Annotated in this window: 16 protein-coding genes; 8 read left to right on the top strand and 8 right to left on the bottom strand. The window is 69.9% G+C overall.

Annotated elements, in window-relative coordinates:
* Complete coding sequence (locus ACWD2L_RS28300; protein WP_351334360.1) at nt 1–1113, bottom strand: Gfo/Idh/MocA family protein; 1113 nt, start codon at nt 1111–1113, stop codon at nt 1–3.
* A 143-nt stretch (nt 1114–1256) separates the two neighbouring features.
* Between ACWD2L_RS28300 and ACWD2L_RS28295 the strand changes: the two genes are divergently transcribed.
* A complete protein-coding gene (locus ACWD2L_RS28295; protein ID WP_351334357.1) occupies nt 1257–1598 on the top strand; it encodes an ArsR/SmtB family transcription factor in 342 nt (113 codons plus the stop codon).
* A gap of 42 nt (nt 1599–1640) precedes the next feature.
* Nucleotides 1641–4019, top strand: coding sequence for an FUSC family protein (locus ACWD2L_RS28290; protein WP_351334354.1), 2379 nt, complete (start codon nt 1641–1643; stop codon nt 4017–4019).
* A gap of 11 nt (nt 4020–4030) precedes the next feature.
* On the opposite strand, the gene ACWD2L_RS28285 is transcribed toward ACWD2L_RS28290, so the two are convergent.
* From ACWD2L_RS28285 to ACWD2L_RS28275, 3 genes are all read right to left on the bottom strand, one after another.
* Complete coding sequence (locus ACWD2L_RS28285) at nt 4031–4558, bottom strand: hypothetical protein (RefSeq protein ID WP_351334352.1); 528 nt, start codon at nt 4556–4558, stop codon at nt 4031–4033.
* A gap of 12 nt (nt 4559–4570) precedes the next feature.
* Nucleotides 4571–6028: an aldehyde dehydrogenase family protein gene (locus ACWD2L_RS28280; RefSeq protein ID WP_351334349.1), complete on the bottom strand. Its 1458-nt coding sequence runs from the start codon at nt 6026–6028 to the stop codon at nt 4571–4573.
* Between the two features lie 96 nt (nt 6029–6124).
* Complete coding sequence (locus tag ACWD2L_RS28275; RefSeq protein WP_451192135.1) at nt 6125–7021, bottom strand: helix-turn-helix domain-containing protein; 897 nt, start codon at nt 7019–7021, stop codon at nt 6125–6127.
* 256 nt (nt 7022–7277) lie between these two features.
* On the opposite strand from ACWD2L_RS28275, the gene ACWD2L_RS28270 reads away from it, so the two are divergent.
* Nucleotides 7278–7787, top strand: coding sequence for an ATP-binding protein (locus ACWD2L_RS28270; RefSeq protein ID WP_351334346.1), 510 nt, complete (start codon nt 7278–7280; stop codon nt 7785–7787).
* A gap of 59 nt (nt 7788–7846) precedes the next feature.
* Here the strand turns inward: ACWD2L_RS28270 and ACWD2L_RS28265 are convergent, their stop codons facing one another.
* Nucleotides 7847–8089, bottom strand: coding sequence for a DUF397 domain-containing protein (locus ACWD2L_RS28265; protein WP_351334344.1), 243 nt, complete (start codon nt 8087–8089; stop codon nt 7847–7849).
* A gap of 365 nt (nt 8090–8454) precedes the next feature.
* Here ACWD2L_RS28265 and ACWD2L_RS28260 point away from each other — a divergent pair, with 365 nt between their 5' ends.
* Entirely contained in the window at nt 8455–9045 is a 591-nt protein-coding gene (locus ACWD2L_RS28260) for a PadR family transcriptional regulator (protein WP_351334341.1), read from the top strand.
* A 52-nt stretch (nt 9046–9097) separates the two neighbouring features.
* Here ACWD2L_RS28260 and ACWD2L_RS28255 read toward each other — a convergent pair whose 3' ends face one another.
* On the bottom strand, nt 9098–10525 hold the full coding sequence (locus tag ACWD2L_RS28255) for a glutamate decarboxylase (protein ID WP_351334338.1): 1428 nt from the start codon (nt 10523–10525) through the stop codon (nt 9098–9100).
* Between the two features lie 223 nt (nt 10526–10748).
* Here ACWD2L_RS28255 and ACWD2L_RS28250 point away from each other — a divergent pair, with 223 nt between their 5' ends.
* Nucleotides 10749–11507 (top strand): MerR family transcriptional regulator, encoded by a 759-nt coding sequence (locus ACWD2L_RS28250; protein WP_351334336.1) that lies wholly within the window; start codon nt 10749–10751, stop codon nt 11505–11507.
* 141 nt (nt 11508–11648) lie between these two features.
* Nucleotides 11649–12362: a DedA family protein gene (locus tag ACWD2L_RS28245; protein WP_351334334.1), complete on the top strand. Its 714-nt coding sequence runs from the start codon at nt 11649–11651 to the stop codon at nt 12360–12362.
* 18 nt (nt 12363–12380) lie between these two features.
* On the opposite strand, the gene ACWD2L_RS28240 is transcribed toward ACWD2L_RS28245, so the two are convergent.
* Nucleotides 12381–14048, bottom strand: a complete 1668-nt coding sequence (locus ACWD2L_RS28240; protein WP_351334332.1) for a threonine/serine exporter family protein — start codon at nt 14046–14048, stop codon at nt 12381–12383.
* Nucleotides 14049–14170: 122 nt separating this feature from the next.
* Nucleotides 14171–14662: an inorganic diphosphatase gene (locus ACWD2L_RS28235; RefSeq protein ID WP_351334330.1), complete on the bottom strand. Its 492-nt coding sequence runs from the start codon at nt 14660–14662 to the stop codon at nt 14171–14173.
* Between the two features lie 56 nt (nt 14663–14718).
* On the opposite strand from ACWD2L_RS28235, the gene dacB reads away from it, so the two are divergent.
* Both dacB and ACWD2L_RS28225 read left to right on the top strand, forming a co-directional pair.
* Entirely contained in the window at nt 14719–16215 is a 1497-nt protein-coding gene (gene dacB / locus ACWD2L_RS28230; RefSeq protein ID WP_451192128.1) for a D-alanyl-D-alanine carboxypeptidase/D-alanyl-D-alanine endopeptidase, read from the top strand.
* Nucleotides 16216–16304: 89 nt separating this feature from the next.
* On the top strand, nt 16305–17453 hold the full coding sequence (locus ACWD2L_RS28225; protein ID WP_351334325.1) for a zinc-dependent metalloprotease: 1149 nt from the start codon (nt 16305–16307) through the stop codon (nt 17451–17453).
* Nucleotides 17454–17549 lie beyond the last annotated feature (96 nt).

Genomic DNA, 17549 nt, shown 5'->3' with positions numbered 1-17549 from the left:
TCAGCGTGCCGCGCGTTCGATGCGGTCGAGCAGCCGGTGGTGGCGGACGGCGTGCGCGAAGTCGGGGACGACGGACGTGCCGTCGGCCAGGTCGCGGCGGAGCTGGGTGTAGGCGGCGCCGACGTTGTACGCGTCGGTGCCGCGCAGCTCCGCGAGCTCGGGATCGAAGTAGCGTTCGGGGACGGCGAGTTGAGCGAGCTCGGCGTCCGAACCGCGCGCTCCCGCGATCGTGTACTCGCCCATTTGCAGATGCCCGGTGTCGCCGGTCACGACCAGGTCGCCCTCGGTTCCGTTGATCTCCCAGTGGAAGTTCGTGCCCCGCGACGTGCCGCCCCGGAAGTGCACGGACGCCACCGCGCCGGAGGCGAGCACCCCGCCGAGCACCACCTGGTCGGGGACGTCGGGCCGGTGGACGGTGCCGTGGGAGTCCGTGAGTTCGCTGCGCCGGATGGCGGTGACGGCGCTGACCTGAGTCGCGCTGTCGAAGTCGCCGAGTACCGAGGTCAGCCCGTCCAGCGTGTGGCCGAACGGGATGGTCAGCATGTTCGCCCCGGTGGACCGGTCCAGGAGATACGCGGAGCCCTCCGGCACCTCCGCTCCCCAGCCGCGCGCGGACGCCACCATGCTGGTGGACAGCACCTCGCCTACGTAGCCGTCCGCGATCAGGTCGCGCAGGTGCCGCACGAGCGGGGCGGACCGTGCCTGGAGCCCGGTGAAGGTGCGAAGGTCGCGCTCGGCGGCGAGTGCGGCCAGCTTCTCGGCCTCCGCGACTCCGACGCCCAGCGGCCACTCGGAGAACACCGCCTTCCCCGCGGCGAGGGCGGACTCGATGATCTCCCGGTGGTCGGGAACCTTGACGGTGACCACGACGAGGTCGACCTCGTCGGACGCGGCGAGCTCCGCGGCCGTACCGAAGGAGTGGGCGATGCCGTACTTCTCGGCGGCGGCCCGCGCGGAGTCGGCGCTGCTCGCGGAGAGCGCGCGCACCTCGAAGCCGTTCAGCCGGCGCAGCGCGGGCAGATGGGCCCTGGCGGCCCAGCCGCGCTTGGCGGAGAGGCCGACGATGCCCACACGGACGGGAGACTGCTGGGACGCGGGCGGGGGCAGGGGCATGACGGGCTCCTCCACTGGGCGGCGGGGCATTGACGGGGCACTAGAGTGTTTGATGATCTACGAACATTCGGAGTGTACGTACGGCATCGAACACTCGGCAAGGGTGTTCAAAGAGTCTTGGAAGAGTCTTCAGGGAGGACGGCATGGCCGCGGCGGAAGGTACGGCGAGTGGGCACCGGGCGGCGCCGGTGCATGTCGCACCGGCGGATGTCTCCCTGGAGGCGGCGCTCGTCGCGCTCGCCGACCCGGTGCGCCGCACGCTCGTCCGCGAGCTGGCCGGGGCCGTCGACTGGGAGCGCACCTGCGGCACCTTCGACGTGCCGGTCACCAAGGCGACGCTGAGCCGGCACTTCTCCGTACTCCGCGAGGCGGGCCTGCTGGAGCAGCGGGACGCCGGGCCCAGGCGCCTCAACCGGTTGCGCCGCGCCGAGTTCGACGCCCGGTTTCCCGGGCTCCTGGATCTGGTGCTCCGCGAAGGGAAGTAGGGCCCTGGCGTCCGAAGTGGCTGATGCCCGTATTCTGGCGGAATGAGCTGGTTCCGGGCGTTGCAGGTGACCACGCGCTCGGGCCTGACCGTGGAGCGCAAGCGCCTCGAACCGCTGATCGCCCTGCGCGGCGCCGTGGGGCTCGCGATCGTGCTCGCGGTGAGCCTGTCGCTGTTCGGTCCCGCGGTGGCGGCGGGTTCCGCCTTCGGCGCGTTCCAGGCGGCGATCGCCACGTTCCAGCGCAGCTGGCGGCCACGTCCCGAACTCGCGCTCGCCTCCGGCGCGAGCCTCGGCATCTCGACGTTCGTCGGCTACCTCACCGGCTCCCACCTCGTCTTCTTCCTGCCGCTGCTCGCGCTGTGGACGTATCTCGCCGGACTCGCCTGGGCGGCGGGGCCGACCATCGGCATCATGGCCTCGTCGAACGTCGCGATGATGCTCGTGACCATCACCCTGCCGACGACGCTCGCGGAGGCCGCGGGGCACGCGGCGATGATGGCCTTCGGCGGCCTGGTTCAGGCCTCGCTGGTGATCCTCTTCCCCGTACGCAGATGGGGAGCGCACCGCGACGCCCTCGCGGACGCGCTCGCGGCGGAGGCGGATTACGCGCGGCGGCTGCGGCACGATCCGGTCGCCGCGTTCGATCCGGAGCCGCTGATGCTGGCGCGGAACGCGGCGGCGCTCACGCCGAGGCAGGCGCGGACGCGGCCCGCGCAATTGCACGGTACGCGGGGGCTCGCGGAGCGCATCCGGCCGGTGCTGGCGTCGCTCGCGGATCCGGCGGTGGGGGTGCCGGAGGAGGGGGTGGAGCGGGATCGTGTGCGGGAGTTGCTGGCCGCGGCGGGGGAGATTCTTGATGCTGCGGCGAGGGCGATTCGGCGGGGGGCGCCGGTGAGGATTCCGCCGGGGGCGGTGGCAGCGTTCCGGTCCCCGGATACCGGGGTGATTCTGTCCGGGCCTCCGCAACGGGCGGCCACCCGTCTGGGCTCTCTCCTCCGCGACGTGGTGGAAACGGCAGGCGGCGCCGCCCCCACGCCACGGGGCTCCGCCCCGGGCCCCGCGCCTCAATCGCCGGCGGGGCTGGAAAGCCGGGGCTCCGCCCCGGGTCCCGCTGCTCAATCGCCGCAGGGGCTTGATTTGCCCGACCCCGCCGACGTCGAAGGGGGCGATGCCGCCGCCCCCGCCTTGGGCAATCTGCCGCCTGGGGCGGCAGGGTGGGCAAGGCGGCCCCCGGTGCCGCGCGCCGATGATGTGGCCCCCGCCCCGGAGCCGCCGGTACCGGTGCCGCCCGCCCCGGTACCCGCCCCGGTACCCGCCCCGGCCCCCGCCCCGGTACCCGCTCAGCCCTTGCGGCGGCCCAGTATCTTTCAGTTGCTGCCCGTCGCCGTCCGCGCCATCCGCCGCGAGGCCCGGCCAGGGTCCCCGGTGCTGCGGCATGCGAATCGCGTGGCCGCGGTCGCCGTCGCCGGGTATCTCATCGGCGACGTACTCCCGTTCGGACACGGCTACTGGGCGCCGATGTCGGCCGTGATGGTCATGCGCCCCGACTTCTCGCAGACGTACTCACGGGCGGTGGCCCGCTTCTGCGGCACGCTCGTCGGCGTCACCCTGGCGACCGGGATCCTCCAGGCCGCGCACCCCGGCACATATCTCTCCGCCGCACTCGCCGTGGTGTTCGCGGGGCTGATGTACCTGCTGATGCGCACGGGACAGCTCGCCTCCCAGTGCTGCATCGCCATGTACGTGGTGTTCCTGCTCGGCATGGGCGGCGAGGAGTGGAGCCAGACGGTCCCCGAACGCGTCGTGCTGACACTCGTCGGCGGCGTACTCGCGATGCTGTCGTACGCCCTGTACCCGGCCTGGGAGACCCCGCGCCTGCGCACCCGGCTCGCCGACTGGCTGGCCGCGCTCGGCGAGTACGCCGCCGCGGTCGTCGCCCACTACGCGAGCCCCGCGGGCAAGAGCTGCCCGGACGTGCGCGAGGCCCTGCTGAAGGCCCGTGACGCGCACATCGCCTGGGAGCAGGCCGCGGCCCGCGCCAAGACGGAACCCGTACGCCACCGCGGCCTCTCCAACGCCGCCGCCGACGAGGCCGCGCACGCCCTGCACCACATCGGCCGCGTCGTGATGCTGATGGAGGCGCACCTGCCGGAGCGCGGCGCGACCCCGGTGCCCGCCGCCGACGCGCTCGCCGACGCGCTGCGCGCCGCGACCCGCGACGGCGCGCAGGCCATCCGCGAGCGCCGGATCCCGCGCTGGAAGCCGGTCCGCGAGGCCCTCGACGCGTGGGACGGCGAGGGCGTCCCGGACCGGGTGGTGCGTCGCGGGGCGGCGCTGTTCCTCGAAACGCTGGAGGAACTCTCCTACGCCCTCGACACCGACGCACCGCCGATGACCCGGGAGTCGACCGACCAGAGGTGACGGGCGGCGACTCAGTTCGTCGGGAGGCCGCTGGGCAGGGAGGTCGGCAGCTCGCCGCCCTTGGACGTGGACTTCTTGAACGTGTCCTTCTGACCCGCGTCCCACGAGATCCGCATCGTGCTGCCGTCGTTGGACTCGACCGCGCCCTTCGTGCGGTCGGTGTTCCCGTCCGCGCACCTGAGCGCGAGCGTCGGCTTGTCGGCGCCCGCCAGGGTCCCGGTGCACAGATGCCCGTCGGCGGTGGTCAGCGCGGCCTGGTTCTCGCCGACGACCAGGACGACGGGCTTTCCACCGGCGGACGCCTTCCAGACGCCCTCGGTGTCCTTCAAAGAACCGGGGCCGGCGGACGAACTCCCGCTGGAAGGCGTGCTCTTGCCCGCCCCATCGCTCTCGCCCGAGCCCGAGCCCTTGCTCTGATCCTTGGCCGCGTCGCTGCTGCCGCCGCTGTCGTCGTCCCCGCCGCCACTGCACCCGCCCACGGCGAGCACCGCCACGACGGCCAGAGCGCCCGCGGCGACCCGTACGTTCCTGATGTGCACAACTTCCCCCAACTAGAACGGGAACTGAGAGCGCCCCCGCTGCACGGATATCCACTTCTGCGTGGTGAACGCCTCCAGTGTCGCCTCGCCGTTGAGCCGCCCGATCCCGGACTGCTTCTGCCCGCCGAAGGCGACGAGCGGCTCGTCGTGCACGGTTCCGTCGTTCACATGGAACATGCCGGTGTCGATCCGCTGCGCGAAGTCCACCCCGCGCTCCACGTCGCCCGTGTGCACGGCGCCGCTCAGCCCGTACGGGGTGTCGTTCGCGATCCGCACCGCCTCCTCGTCCCCGTCGAACGGGATGAGCAGGGCGACCGGGCCGAAGATCTCCTGCCGCAGGACGGGGGAGTCGGCGGGCAGCCCGGTGAGGACGACCGGCTCGACCACGTTCCCGTCCACACCTCCGCGTACGAGCGCCGTGGCGCCCTCCGCGACCGCGGTGGCGACGACGCTCGAAATCGCCTCCGCCTGCGTGGAGTTGATGACAGGGCCGATGACGGTCTTCGGGTCGCGCGGGTCGCCCGACTTGAGGGTGGAGACCTTCGCCACGAACTTCTCCGTGAACTCCTTCTCCACCTTGCGGTCCACGAGGATCCGGTTCGCCGCCATGCAGACCTGGCCCTGATGGACGTACCGGCTGAAGACCGCGGCATCCACCGCGTAGTCGATGTCCGCGTCGTCGAGCACGGTCAGCGCGCTGTTGCCGCCGAGTTCGAGGATCACCTGCTTGAAGTGCGCGGCGCAGACCGTCCCGACGTGCCGGCCGACCTGGTCGGAGCCGGTGAAGGAGATGACCTTGGGCACGGGGTGGGTCAGGAACGCGTCGCCGATCTCGGCGATGTCGGTGATCACGACGTTGAGCAGACCGGCCGGCAGTCCCGCGTCCTCGAAGAGCTTCGCGATCAGCGAACCGCCGGTGACCGGGGTGTTCTGATGCGGCTTGAGGACCACGCCGTTGCCGAGCGCGAGCGCGGGCGCGACGGACTTCAGGGACAGCAGGAACGGGAAGTTGAACGGCGAGATCACGCCCACCACCCCGACCGGCACCCGGTAGAGCCGGTTCTCCTTGCCGTCCACGGGGGAGGGGATCACGCTGCACTGCGGGCGCAGCGCCAGCTGGGCCGACTCGCGCAGGAACTCCTTGGCGAGGTGCAGCTCGAAGCCGGCCTTGACCCGCGTGCCACCGAGCTCGTCGATGATCGCCTCGGTGATCTCCTCCTCGCGCTCCTCCAGGAGGCGCAGGGCGCGCTCGAAGACGGCGCGGCGCGCATACGCGTTGGTCCTCGCCCAGTCCTTCTGAGCCCGCTCGGCCGCGCGATACGCCTCGTCGACCTCTTCCACGGAGGCGACGGTGATCGAGGCGAGCTTGTCCCCGTCATAGGGATTGAAGTCGATAATGTCCCACGCCCCGTGTCCGGGACGCCACGAGCCGTCGATGTATTGCCGGTCCAGTTCCGTGAAGTAGGACATGTAATCCCTTGCTGCAGCGCCGGGCACTCTGATGCACGCCATCGTACGGGCGGGTAACGGCAGTTACAGCAGAAGATCCGTCAACTCACAGCAGACTCAAGTCAATTCGGACAACGCGTCACGGAGCAGTTGCACACTGTTCTCGGGAGAGGGGCACTGGGCCGAGAGTTCCGTCATCGCCTTCTCGTACTGCGTCACGTCCTCGCGCTTGTCCAAATACAGGGCGCTGGTGAGCTGTTCGAGGAAGACGACATCCGAAAGGTCGGATTCGGGGAACGTGAGAATGGTGAACGTGCCGGACTCGCCGGGGTGCCAGCCATGGCCGAACGGCATGATCTGCAACGTCAGTTGGGGGAGCGAGGCCAGTTCGATGAGGTGTTCCAGCTGCCCGCGCATCACCTTGCGTCCGCCCTGCACGCGCCGCACCGCGGCCTCGTCGAGCACGATGTGCACCTGGGGCGACCGCTCGTCGACCAGCAGCTTCTGCCGCTCGATGCGCAGCGCGACCCGCCGCTCGATGTCCTCGCGCGCGGCCCCCCGCATGCCCTGCTCGACGACCGCGTGCGCGTAGTCCTCGGTCTGGAGCAGGCCGTGCACGAACTGGGCCTCGTAGCCACGGATCTGGGTCGCCGCGCCCTCGAGCCCGAGGTACGTCGGGAACCAGCCGGGCAGCACGTCGCTGTAACTGTGCCACCAGCCCGCGACGTTGGCCTCCTTGGCGAGCGAGAGCAGCGCGGAGCGCTCCGTCTCGTCATCCACTCCGTACAGCGTCAGCAGGTCGGCGACATCGCGCGGCTTGAAGCTCACCCGTCCCAACTCCATGCGGCTGATCTTCGATTCGGAGGCGCGAATCGAGTAGCCGGCGGCCTCGCGGGTGATCCCGTGCGATTCCCGCAGGCGCCTCAGCTGTGAGCCCAGCAGGATGCGTCGCACCACCGAGCCCCCACCAGAGTTCAGCGCCTGGGGCGACCCCCATGCCTCCCCAGCGGTCACGTCTCTTCATCCTCCCCTTGGTCCACGGCCGAAGTCTGCCATCAAAACGCTCCAGCCTGTACTCGTTCGGTTACAGAAATGGAAAGATCGCGAACTACATGCGCAAGAAGTCGTAGGAAGAAATACGCGAGAACTGGTACGGGCTCGCTCAAGTCGGGCGCGTGCACGTGCATCTGCCCTTGCATCCGCTGTACGCATTCGGAACGATGGCGCCACCACCGCTCGCTGCGTACTGCGAAAATGGGGAGTACCTCGCATGGGGACGAATGGATCGACCATGCTCGGGCCGTTGGAGTCGTTACGGCAGGGCTTGCCGCCGGTCGACCCCTCGGCCGTCTCCAGTACCGCGTCCTGCGCTCTTCCCGCACGCTACGAAGCGGTGCGCAGCGCAAGGGAGTTCAGCCGCAGGACGCTGGCCGACTGGGGAGCGCTGGAGCGTTTCGACGACATCTGTCTCGTCGTCTCCGAACTTGTCACCAATGCCCTGCGACACGGCCTCCCGGCGGACACCCCGCACGGCCAGGACCCGCCCGTGCGGCTCCACTTGATGCATTGGTCTTCGCGCGTAGTGTGCGCGGTCCGCGATCCCAGCCACGAGAGTCCGGTGGCCCAGGAAGTGGACATCGACATCGACATCGACGCCGACTTCTCGGCGGAGTCCGGGCGCGGCCTGTTCCTCGTCGACTCCTTCGCCGACAGCTGGGGTTGGCACCCCTTGGCCGGAGCGCTGAGCGGAAAGGTCGTCTGGGCGCTCTTCAGGTTGTGAAGTCGTGCAGTGAAGTCGTGCAGTGAAGTCACGCTATGGAAAAGGCTCTTGACGCTGCGTCAGGCATCGGCCGTCAAGTGGTCGAATTCACCGTCCTTCACGCCGAGGAGCATCGCCTCTATCTCCGCGGGCGTATAGACGAGCGCGGGTCCCTCTGGAAAGTTCGAGTTGCGTACAGCGACCCTTCCGCCGGGCAACTTCGCGAACTCCACGCAGGAGCCCTGCGAGTTGCTGTGCCTGCTCTTCTGCCAGACCACTCCGTGCAACTCCGTGGCCGCCATGCCGTTGTACACGTGGTGCACGGTTCGCTCCCCGGTGGTGCTGTCAGTGCTGTAACAGTGAATGATTCTGTGGCCGAAGTGATAGCCGGAACAGCAGTGATCAACTGCCCCAACTGTCCAGGATCATAGCTGCGTTCATATGCCGTTGCATGGGCAGATGCACGTGCACGCGGGGTGTTCTCGCAGTTACAGTTCGGAAAGCGCCTGCCCCAGTACCCGCATTGCATGCGAGCGCCATCCACCGGCACCGATCTTTCGAGCCATCGCCCGCGCGCCCCGGGCGCCGGAAATTGGCCGGAATTCGATCCGCTCACCGCACCCGCGCCGCACGCGGGGAAACTTGACCGGCGACGGCTGCATGTGCCCCGACGTCTAGGCTGGACCGCATGTCAGCGATCCGCCTGCTGGTTCTCGGGGCCGTACGGCAGCACGGCCGCGCGCACGGCTACCAAGTCCGCAACGACCTGGAGTACTGGGGCGCCCACGAGTGGTCGAACGCCAAGCCCGGCTCGATCTACCACGCGCTCAAGCAGATGGCGAAGCAGGGACTGCTGCGCGCCCACGAGATCGCGCCCTCCACGGCAGGCGGCCCGCCGCGCACCGAGTACGAGCTCACGGATCAGGGGCGCCAGGAGTACCTCGCCCTGGTCCGCTCCTCGCTCACCTCGTACGACCAGCGGCCCGACATCCTCACGGCGGCGCTCGGCTGCATGGTCGACCTGCCGCGCGGCGAGGTGGTGGGCCTGCTCGAGGAGCGGGTGCGGAGCATGGAGGAGTGGCGCCGGTCCGTCACGGAGTACTACACACCCGAGGACGGCCCCGAACAGCTCGGCCACATCGGCGAGATCATGAACCACTGGGTCTTCTCGGCCGAAACCGGCGCGCAGTGGACCAGGGGCCTGATCGCCCGCATCGAGGCCGGCGCCTACACCTTCGCAGGCGAGGGCGAACCGTTCGTGGGGGTGCTCGCCAAATAAGCCCCGCTCTTGGACGAGAGCCCGCGGGGTCCGGGGCAGCGCCCCGCGACGTTCAGTGATGGAACCCCGTGGCCGCCCCCCGGTCCCGCGTCACCGGATGCGCCTGTTGCCGCAGCTCCGGCAGGAGCCGGCCCAGGTCCTCCACCAGCAACTCCGCCAGGTCGGACGAGAACCCGTTGCGGCACACCACCCGCAGCACCGCCAGATCCTCCCGGTGCGCGGGGAACGTGTACGCCGGCACCAGCCACCCCCGCTCCCGCAGCCGCCGCGACACGTCGAACACGTCGTACGCCTTCACGTCGGGCGCTGTGGTGAACGCGAAGACCGGCAACTCGTCGCCCCGCGTGAGGAGCTGGAAGTCGCCGAGCGCCTCGATCCGCTCCGCGAGCCCGCGCGCCACCTCCCGTGTCGCCTGCTGAACGGCCCGGTAGCCCTCCCGCCCGAGACGTAGGAACGTGTAGTACTGGGCGACCACCTGCGCCCCGGGACGCGAGAAGTTCAGCGCGAACGTCGGCATGTCCCCGCCCAAGTAGTTGACCCGGAAGACGAGTTCCTCCGGCAGGGCCTCCGCGTCGCGCCACAGTGCCCACCCGACGCCCGGGTAGACGAGCCCGTACTTGTGCCCGGACGTGTTGATCGACGCCACCCGCGGCAGCCGGAAGTCCCAGGCCAGATCCGGGTCGAGGAACGGCGCCACCATCGCTCCCGACGCCCCGTCCACATGCACGGGGATGTCGAGACCCGTATGCGCCTGCAGCTCGTCGAGGGCCGCGCACAGGTCGGCGATCGGCTCGTACGAACCGTCGAAGGTGGACCCCAGAATCCCGACGACACCGATCGTGTTCTCGTCGCACAGCTCGGCGGCCGCGGCCGGGTCGAGGTGGAACCGCTCGCCCTCCATCGGCACCTGGCGCGCCTCCACCTCCCAGAAATTGCAGAACTTCTCCCAGCAGACCTGCACGTTCACGCCCATGACGAGGTTGGGGCGGGCCTCGCGCGACGGGTAGCGGTCCGCGTTCCGCAGTGCCCAGCGCCGCTTGAGCGCCATCCCGGCGAGCATGCACGCCTCGCTCGACCCGGTGGTCGAGCACCCCACGGCGGTGGACGGATCGGGCGCGTTCCACAGATCGGCGAGCATGGCGACGCAGCGTCGCTCCAGCTCCGCCGTCCGCGGGTACTCGTCCTTGTCGATCATGTTCTTGTCCCGGCACTCGCCCATGAGGACGCCTGCCTGCGGCTCCATCCACGTGGTGACGAAGGTGGCGAGGTTGAGCCGCGCGTTCCCGTCCAGCATCAACTCGTCACGGACCAACTGATACGCGGTCATGGGCGCGAGCGGCCCCTGCGGCAGCCGGTGCTTGGGAGGGGCGTCCGTCATGACGGCCGTCGGATTCGCCTCCCCGTAGAAGGGGTTGACGGAGAGCGGACGCTCGTCGGGCTTGCCGTACCGGTCGGCGGGGCTCTGGTGCAGCGGTGACATGGGGCAACTCCTTTACGCAAAAGGGCAGTTGACGCGATCGGTGACCCGAGCCATGACGCGAGGCGCATCAGGCGTCACGGCCAGCCACGGAACCACTCTAGAGGGACATAAAAGGCATAACACCCCGAGAATCGGCCGAAGGAATCGACTTGCACCTCACGTCACGTGAGGCCCCAAGCTGAATCACGTAGCCGAATCACGTACGAGAAGGGAGGTTCCGCGGATGAGCTACTCCGTGGGTCAGGTCGCCCGCTTCGCCGGGACCACGGTGCGCACCCTGCACCACTACGACGAGATCGGCCTGCTCGCCCCGAGTGAGCGCAGCGCGGCCGGACACCGCCGGTACGGCGAGGCCGACCTCGACCGGCTCCAGCAGGTCCTCTTCTACCGGGAGCTCGGCTTCCCGCTCGACGAGATCCAGGCCCTGCTGGACGACCCGGAGACCGACCCGCGCGAACACCTGCGGCGCCAGCACGAACTGCTGACCGTCCGCATCGAGAAGCTGCAGAAGATGGCAGAGGCCGTCGAACACGCCATGGAGGCACAGCAGATGGGCATCCAGCTCACACCGGAAGAGCGCTTCGAGGTCTTCGGGGACAAGGACCCCGTGGAGTACGACGAGGAGACCGAGCAGCGCTGGGGCAACACGGCGGCGTACGCCGAGTCGCAGCGGCGGGCCGCGACGTACTCCAAGGAGGACTGGCTGCGCATGAAGGCCGAGAACGACGACTGGCTCGCGCGCTACGTGGCCCTCGTCACGGCCGGCGAGCCGGCGGACGGCGAGCGCGCCATGGATCTGGCCGAGGAGCACCGCGACCAGATCTCGCGCTGGTTCTACGACTGCCCGCACGAGATGCACGCCTGCCTCGGCGCCATGTACGTGGCCGACGAGCGCTTCAAGGCGTACTACGACGCCCTGGGCGAGGGCGTCGCCGACCACCTGAGCACCGCGATCCAGGCCAACTCCGTACGGAACGGCTGAACCACAGGTTTGCCACAGTTTCCGCACAGTGCATCCTGAGGGGGCCACTGGAACCTGGCAGGGTCAACCGGCGTTGATAACTTTGCACCGCCATTGCCTTGCCCTGCCTTTGCCACCGAAGCCCCTCAGGAGTCCGGACCCGTGATGACGCTTGCTCTAGGACCAAGCTGGCTGGACCCGGACTATCTGCTGAACACGTTCGGCATCTGGGGTCTGCTGCTGATCGTGTTCGCCGAGTCGGGTCTGCTGATCGGCTTCTTCCTGCCGGGCGACTCGCTGCTCTTCACCACGGGCCTGCTGATCACGTCGAAGCAGCTGGACTTTCCGCTGTGGGGGGCGGTCGGGCTGATCTGTCTCGCCGCGATCCTGGGCGACCAGGCGGGCTACATGTTCGGCAGGAAGGTCGGCCCGTCCCTCTTCAGGCGCCCGGACTCCCGGATCTTCAAGCAGGAGAACGTCACCAAGGCGCACGAGTTCTTCGAGAAGTACGGCCCGAAGTCCCTGGTCCTGGCCCGCTTCGTGCCCGTCGTCCGTACGTTCACGCCGATCATCGCGGGCGTCTCGGGCATGAAGTACCGCTCGTTCCTCACGTTCAACGTGATCGGCGGCGTGCTGTGGGGCGCGGGTGTGACGCTGCTCGGCTCGTGGCTCGGCAACATCGAGTTCGTGCACAAGAACATCGAGGCGATCCTGATCCTGATCGTCCTGCTCTCGGTGGTGCCGATCGCGATCGAGTTCCTGCGGGCCCGCGGCAAGTCGAAGAAGACGGCCGCGCAGGCCGACGAGACCGGGGTAGGCGGCGGACCCGGCGAGGCCCCGCCCGCCCCGCCGCGCCGCCGGCACGCGAAGCGCTAGAACCACACCCGGGAAACGCTAGAAGCCCCTCGTGCGCTTGGCCGCGCGCCGTCCCGCGGCGCCCGGCCCCTGCAGGAACAGGCGGGAGATCTCGCCACCGAGGTTCACGCCGATCGCGATGGCGAGGGCGAGCGCGGCCGCCTTGGACAGGAACGTGAGCCCGGAGTTCACATCGCTGTGCGCGATCGCCAGCAGCCCGAAGTACGTCGCCGAACCGGGCAGCAGCGGGCCGATCGCGGCCGTGACGTACGGCAGCGCCGAAGCGAACTGGTACCGCGAGAAGAGCTGCCCGAACAGGCCCACGAGCCCCGCCGCCGCGGCCGTGGCGGCCACCGGCGAGATCCCGCCCTGGTAGTGCAGCGCCCCGAAGATCGCGCCCGCGACCCCGCCGTTGAGCGTCACGGCGATCACCGTCGCCCGCTCCTGCTGCAACAGCACGGCGAACGCGAGCGACAGCGACATCGACGCGAGGATCTGCCAGACCGGCCGGTCGGGGCTCTGCAACGCCTCCTCCGGGTCGAGCTGCGCGTTCAGCTGCACGCCTACGTAGAGCATGATCAGGACGCCGATGACGATGCCCACGAAGAAGTACATGACTTCCAGGAGGCGTGCGGCGGCCGTGATGTAGAAGCCGGTCAGGCCGTCCTGCACACCGGCGACGAGCGCCCGCCCGGGGAGCAGCGCGAAGAGCCCACCGGTGATCACCGCGGACGCCCGCACGTCTACGTAGTCGTGCGCGAGCGTCAGCGCGATGCCGATCGCGGCGGGCGGCATCGCGGCCACCGTGAACTGGTAGAACTCCGGGAACCCGCGCCCCGCGCAGAGCCACGCGAGCCGGTCGCCGAGCATCGCGCCGATCGCGGCCACGACGAACACCAGCACGTCACCGCCGACCAGGATCGACGCGGACCCGGCGAGCAGGCCGCTCGCCACGGTGAGCGCCCAGCCCGGGTAGGGGTGCCGGTTCCTGCGGATCTCGGCGAGGCGCCGGTAGGCCTCCTCCAGGGAGACGTCGGTCTCCTCGTCGCTCATGTCGTCGACGAGCCGGTACACGGCCGCGAGGCGTGTGTAGTCGCTGCCGCGGCGCCGCACGGTGCGCGAGGCCGTCACCGGGTCGTCCACCAGGGACGGCTGGAAGCTGATCGACAGCAGAGTGAACGTTACTGTCGGCTCGCAGCGGTCGAGCCCGTAGGACCGGCACACGGCGAACATCGCCGCCTCCACGTCCTCGGCGCCCTCACCACCCGCGAGCAGCAGCTCCCCGATACGCAGGGTCAGGTCGAGCACGCGCGGAACGGCGGGCCCCGACTCCTCGTCGTGCTTCTGGACCAGCTCGGGGGCGGGCCGCTCGGCGACCGGCATCCGCAGCATGGTGCGCATCCGGTCCTGCCAGGGCGCCTCCTTGGTCAGTCTGACCACGGGGATGCCGTGCGGCGGGGTGAACGCGGGGGACGACTCACGGACGCTGTACGTCCGCGGCCGCGTGAACGCCGAGCTCTCCGTGTCCACCGGCTCCGGCGCCTGCACGTTCAGCCCATTGGGCACCGCGAACTCCGAAGTGGTCGACGACTCCTCGTCGACCACCGGGGGCGGCGTGATGATCCCGATCGGCTGCGTGAACGCGCTGCGCGCCTCGTCGGACTGCGGCTTGCGGTCCTCGGGGGCCTCGGACTCCCGCTCCGTCACCTCTGTCGTTCCTCGCCCTTCACATCGCTGCGTATCCCTGCACCGTACGTACGCTTCAGTATGCGCACAGATACGCGAACGGGCCGCCCCAGGGGGGCGGCCCGGATGTGAACGCTGGGGGCTCAGTGGCCGCCGTTGTCCTGCGCGCGCTTGTAGGAACGCTCGATCTCGGCCTCGGCCTCGGTGCGGCCGACCCAGTCGGCGCCCTCGACGGACTTGCCGGGCTCCAGGTCCTTGTAGACCTCGAAGAAGTGCTGGATCTCCAGGCGGTCGAACTCCGAGACGTGCTGGATGTCGCGCAGGTGCTCCATCCGCGGGTCCGTCGCCGGGACGCACAGCAGCTTGTCGTCGCCGCCGGCCTCGTCCGTCATCCGGAACATGCCGATCACGCGGCACTTGATGAGGCAGCCGGGGAACGTCGGCTCGTCCAGGATGACCAGGGCGTCCAGCGGGTCGCCGTCCTCACCGAGGGTGTCCTCGACGTAGCCGTAGTCCGCGGGGTAGGCGGTCGACGTGAACAGACGACGGTCGAGGCGGATACGACCGGACTCGTGGTCGACCTCGTACTTGTTCCGCGATCCCTTCGGGATCTCGATCAGGACGTCGAACTCCACCGGTGGCTCCTCAATGATCAACACAAACGTCTGGTGGTTAAGTGTCCCCTACGCAGATGTGTGATCGCGAAAGGGGCTGGTCCGCGGTGCCGGAGCCGAAGGCTTCGCAGCTCGTGAAGAGTGCGGCGAAGACTGTTGCCGGATCCAAGACCAAGCACGTCACGGTGGGCGCGACGGCGGTGGGGCTTGCCCTCGCGGCCGTCGTGGCGGTCGCGGCCGGTCCCTGGGACGCTTCGGGTCAGCGTAAGGCCGAGGCCGACCGGGCCGCCTCCTCGGAGGCCGGAGGTGGCGCAGATCACGGAGGTGCGGCCGAGGCGGCGCCGAGCGCGCCCGTGGTGCTCGCGGCCCCCGGCGCGGCCGTGCCGGGCCCCACGAAGAGTGCCCTGGCCGACGTGCTCGACCCACTCCTGAAGGGCCCCGCGCTCGGCGGCCGGCGCACGGCCGCGGTCGTCGACGCCGTCACCGGAAAGCGGCTCTACGGGAGGGCATCGGGCGACACCCTCACCCCGGCGTCCACGACGAAGCTGGCCACGGCGGTGGCCGCCCTCTCGGCCGCGGGCCCCGACCACCGCATCGCCACCCGTACGGCCCTGGAGAAGGACTCCAAGAAGCTGATCCTGGTGGGCGGCGGCGATCCGACCCTGACCGCCCGCGCGAAGAACCCTTACGGCGCCGCCGACCTGGGCACGCTCGCCGACGAGACCGCCAAGTCGTTGAAGAAGCGGGACACCACCGAGGTGACCCTCACGTACGACACCTCGCTGTACGCGGGCCCCGACATCCACCCCATCGGCCCCAACGAGAACCTCGCCCGGGTCACCTCGCTGATGGCCGACGAGGCCCGCACCGACGACTCCGACAGCGGACCGGCCACGCGCGAGGGCGATCCGGCGGCGGCCGCGGCGAAGAAGTTCGCGGACCTGCTCGGCGACCGCGGCATCAAGATCAAGGGCGACCCGGCCTCCGGCAAGGCGTCCGGCACGGCGAAGAAGCTCGCGAAGGTGTCCTCGCCGCCGCTCTCCGCGCTCGTCGAGCGGATGCTGACGCACAGCGACAACGACATCGCCGAGGCGCTCGCCCGGCAGACCGCGATCGCCGTGGGCACGAGCCACGACTTCGACGGCGCGGGCAAGGCCGTCAAGAAGCAGCTCGGAAAGCTCCGGCTGCCGCTCGATGACACCCACTTCGCCGACGGCAGCGGCCTCGACCGCGCCGACAAGGTCTCCGCCGACCTGCTCACCGGCCTGCTCGCCAAGGCCGCCGACCCGTCCCGCCCCGAGCTGCGCTCCGTCCTCACGGGCCTGCCGGTCGCCGGCTTCACCGGAACCCTCGCGAGCCGCTACGAGGACGCGGCCGACGCCTCGGGAACGGGCCTGGTCCGCGCCAAGACCGGCACCCTCACCGGCGTGAACACGCTCGCGGGCACGGTCGTCGACGCCGACGGCCGCCTCCTCGTCTTCGCCTTCATGACGGAGGGCGCCACGGACCCCAAGGCCGCCCAGGGCGGCCTCGACCGCCTGGCCTCATCGGTCGCCAACTGCGGCTGCAGATGAACCCTTAAGGGTTCCGAGGGGCCGAAGTGGGGCGCCACTCCGGGCTCAACCCCTCTACCGGTACGCGAGGGGTCACGTACCGTTGACGCATGACGAGCCTCGGCGGTGCTGCATCTTCGGGAATGGTCGACTGGAACCTGGCGGTCGCGACGGCGACGCGACTTGTGCGACCAGGCCCCGAGGTCAGTCGGGACGAGGCCCGGGCGGTGGTCGCGGAACTGCGGCGGCACGCCAAGGCCTCTGAGGAGCACGTACGCGCGTACACGCGCATGGCGACCGACCCCGACCACGACACCCCGGTGCTCGTGGTCGACCGGCCCGGCTGGGTGAGGGCCAACGTCGCGGGCTTCCGCGAGGTCCTGCGGCCCCTGCTCGACAAGATGAACGAGCGGCGCGGTTCCGGTCCCGGGCCCGCGGTGCTCGGCGCGGTCGGCGGCAAGGTCACGGGCGTCGAACTCGGCATGCTGCTCTCGTTCCTGTCCTCCCGCGTCCTCGGCCAGTACGAGACCTTCGCCCCCGCCACGCGCGAGCTGCCCGCCGCGCCGAACGGCGGCGGCAGGCTCCTGCTCGTAGCGCCGAACATCGTGCACGTGGAGCGCGAACTCGACGTGGAACCACACGACTTCAGGCTCTGGGTCTGCCTCCACGAGGAGACGCACCGCACCCAGTTCACGGCCGTGCCCTGGCTGCGCGACCACCTGGAGGGCGAGATCCAGTCATTCCTCGAGGAGACCGAGGTCGACCCGACGACGTTCCTGGAGCGCGTACGGGAAGCGGCTCAATCCCTCGCGGGAGGGCGCCCCGAGGGCGAGGAGGACGACGGTGGGCGCTCACTCGTCGAGCTCGTGCAGACCCCGGCGCAGCGCGACATCCTGGCCCGCCTCACCGCCGTGATGTCGCTGCTCGAAGGGCACGCGGACTACGTGATGGACGGCGTGGGCCCGGCCGTCGTGCCGTCCGTCGAGGAGATCCGCGAGAAGTTCCAACAGCGCAGGCAGAAGGGCGCCTCACGGCTCGACCTGGCCCTGCGCAAGCTGCTCGGTCTCGACGCCAAGCTGCGTCAGTACCGCGACGGCGAGAAGTTCGTACGGGCCGTCGTCGACGAGGTCGGCATGGACGGCTTCAACCGCGTGTGGACATCTCCCAACACGCTGCCGACGAAGGCGGAGATCGCCAAACCGGCGGACTGGGTCGCGCGGGTGCACAACAAGTCGGACGGCGCTCACGAAGCCCCGTAAGGCACGCCCATAATTGCCCAGGATCACCCATCCGAGGGACCGTAGGCCGTGGGCTGGCGTGCAATGCTCGGGGAACCGCTCGGCTCTGTCACCATC

The organism is Streptomyces sp. NPDC002754 (assembly GCF_053592315.1).
This window is presented reverse-complemented; position numbering and strand designations above follow the sequence as displayed.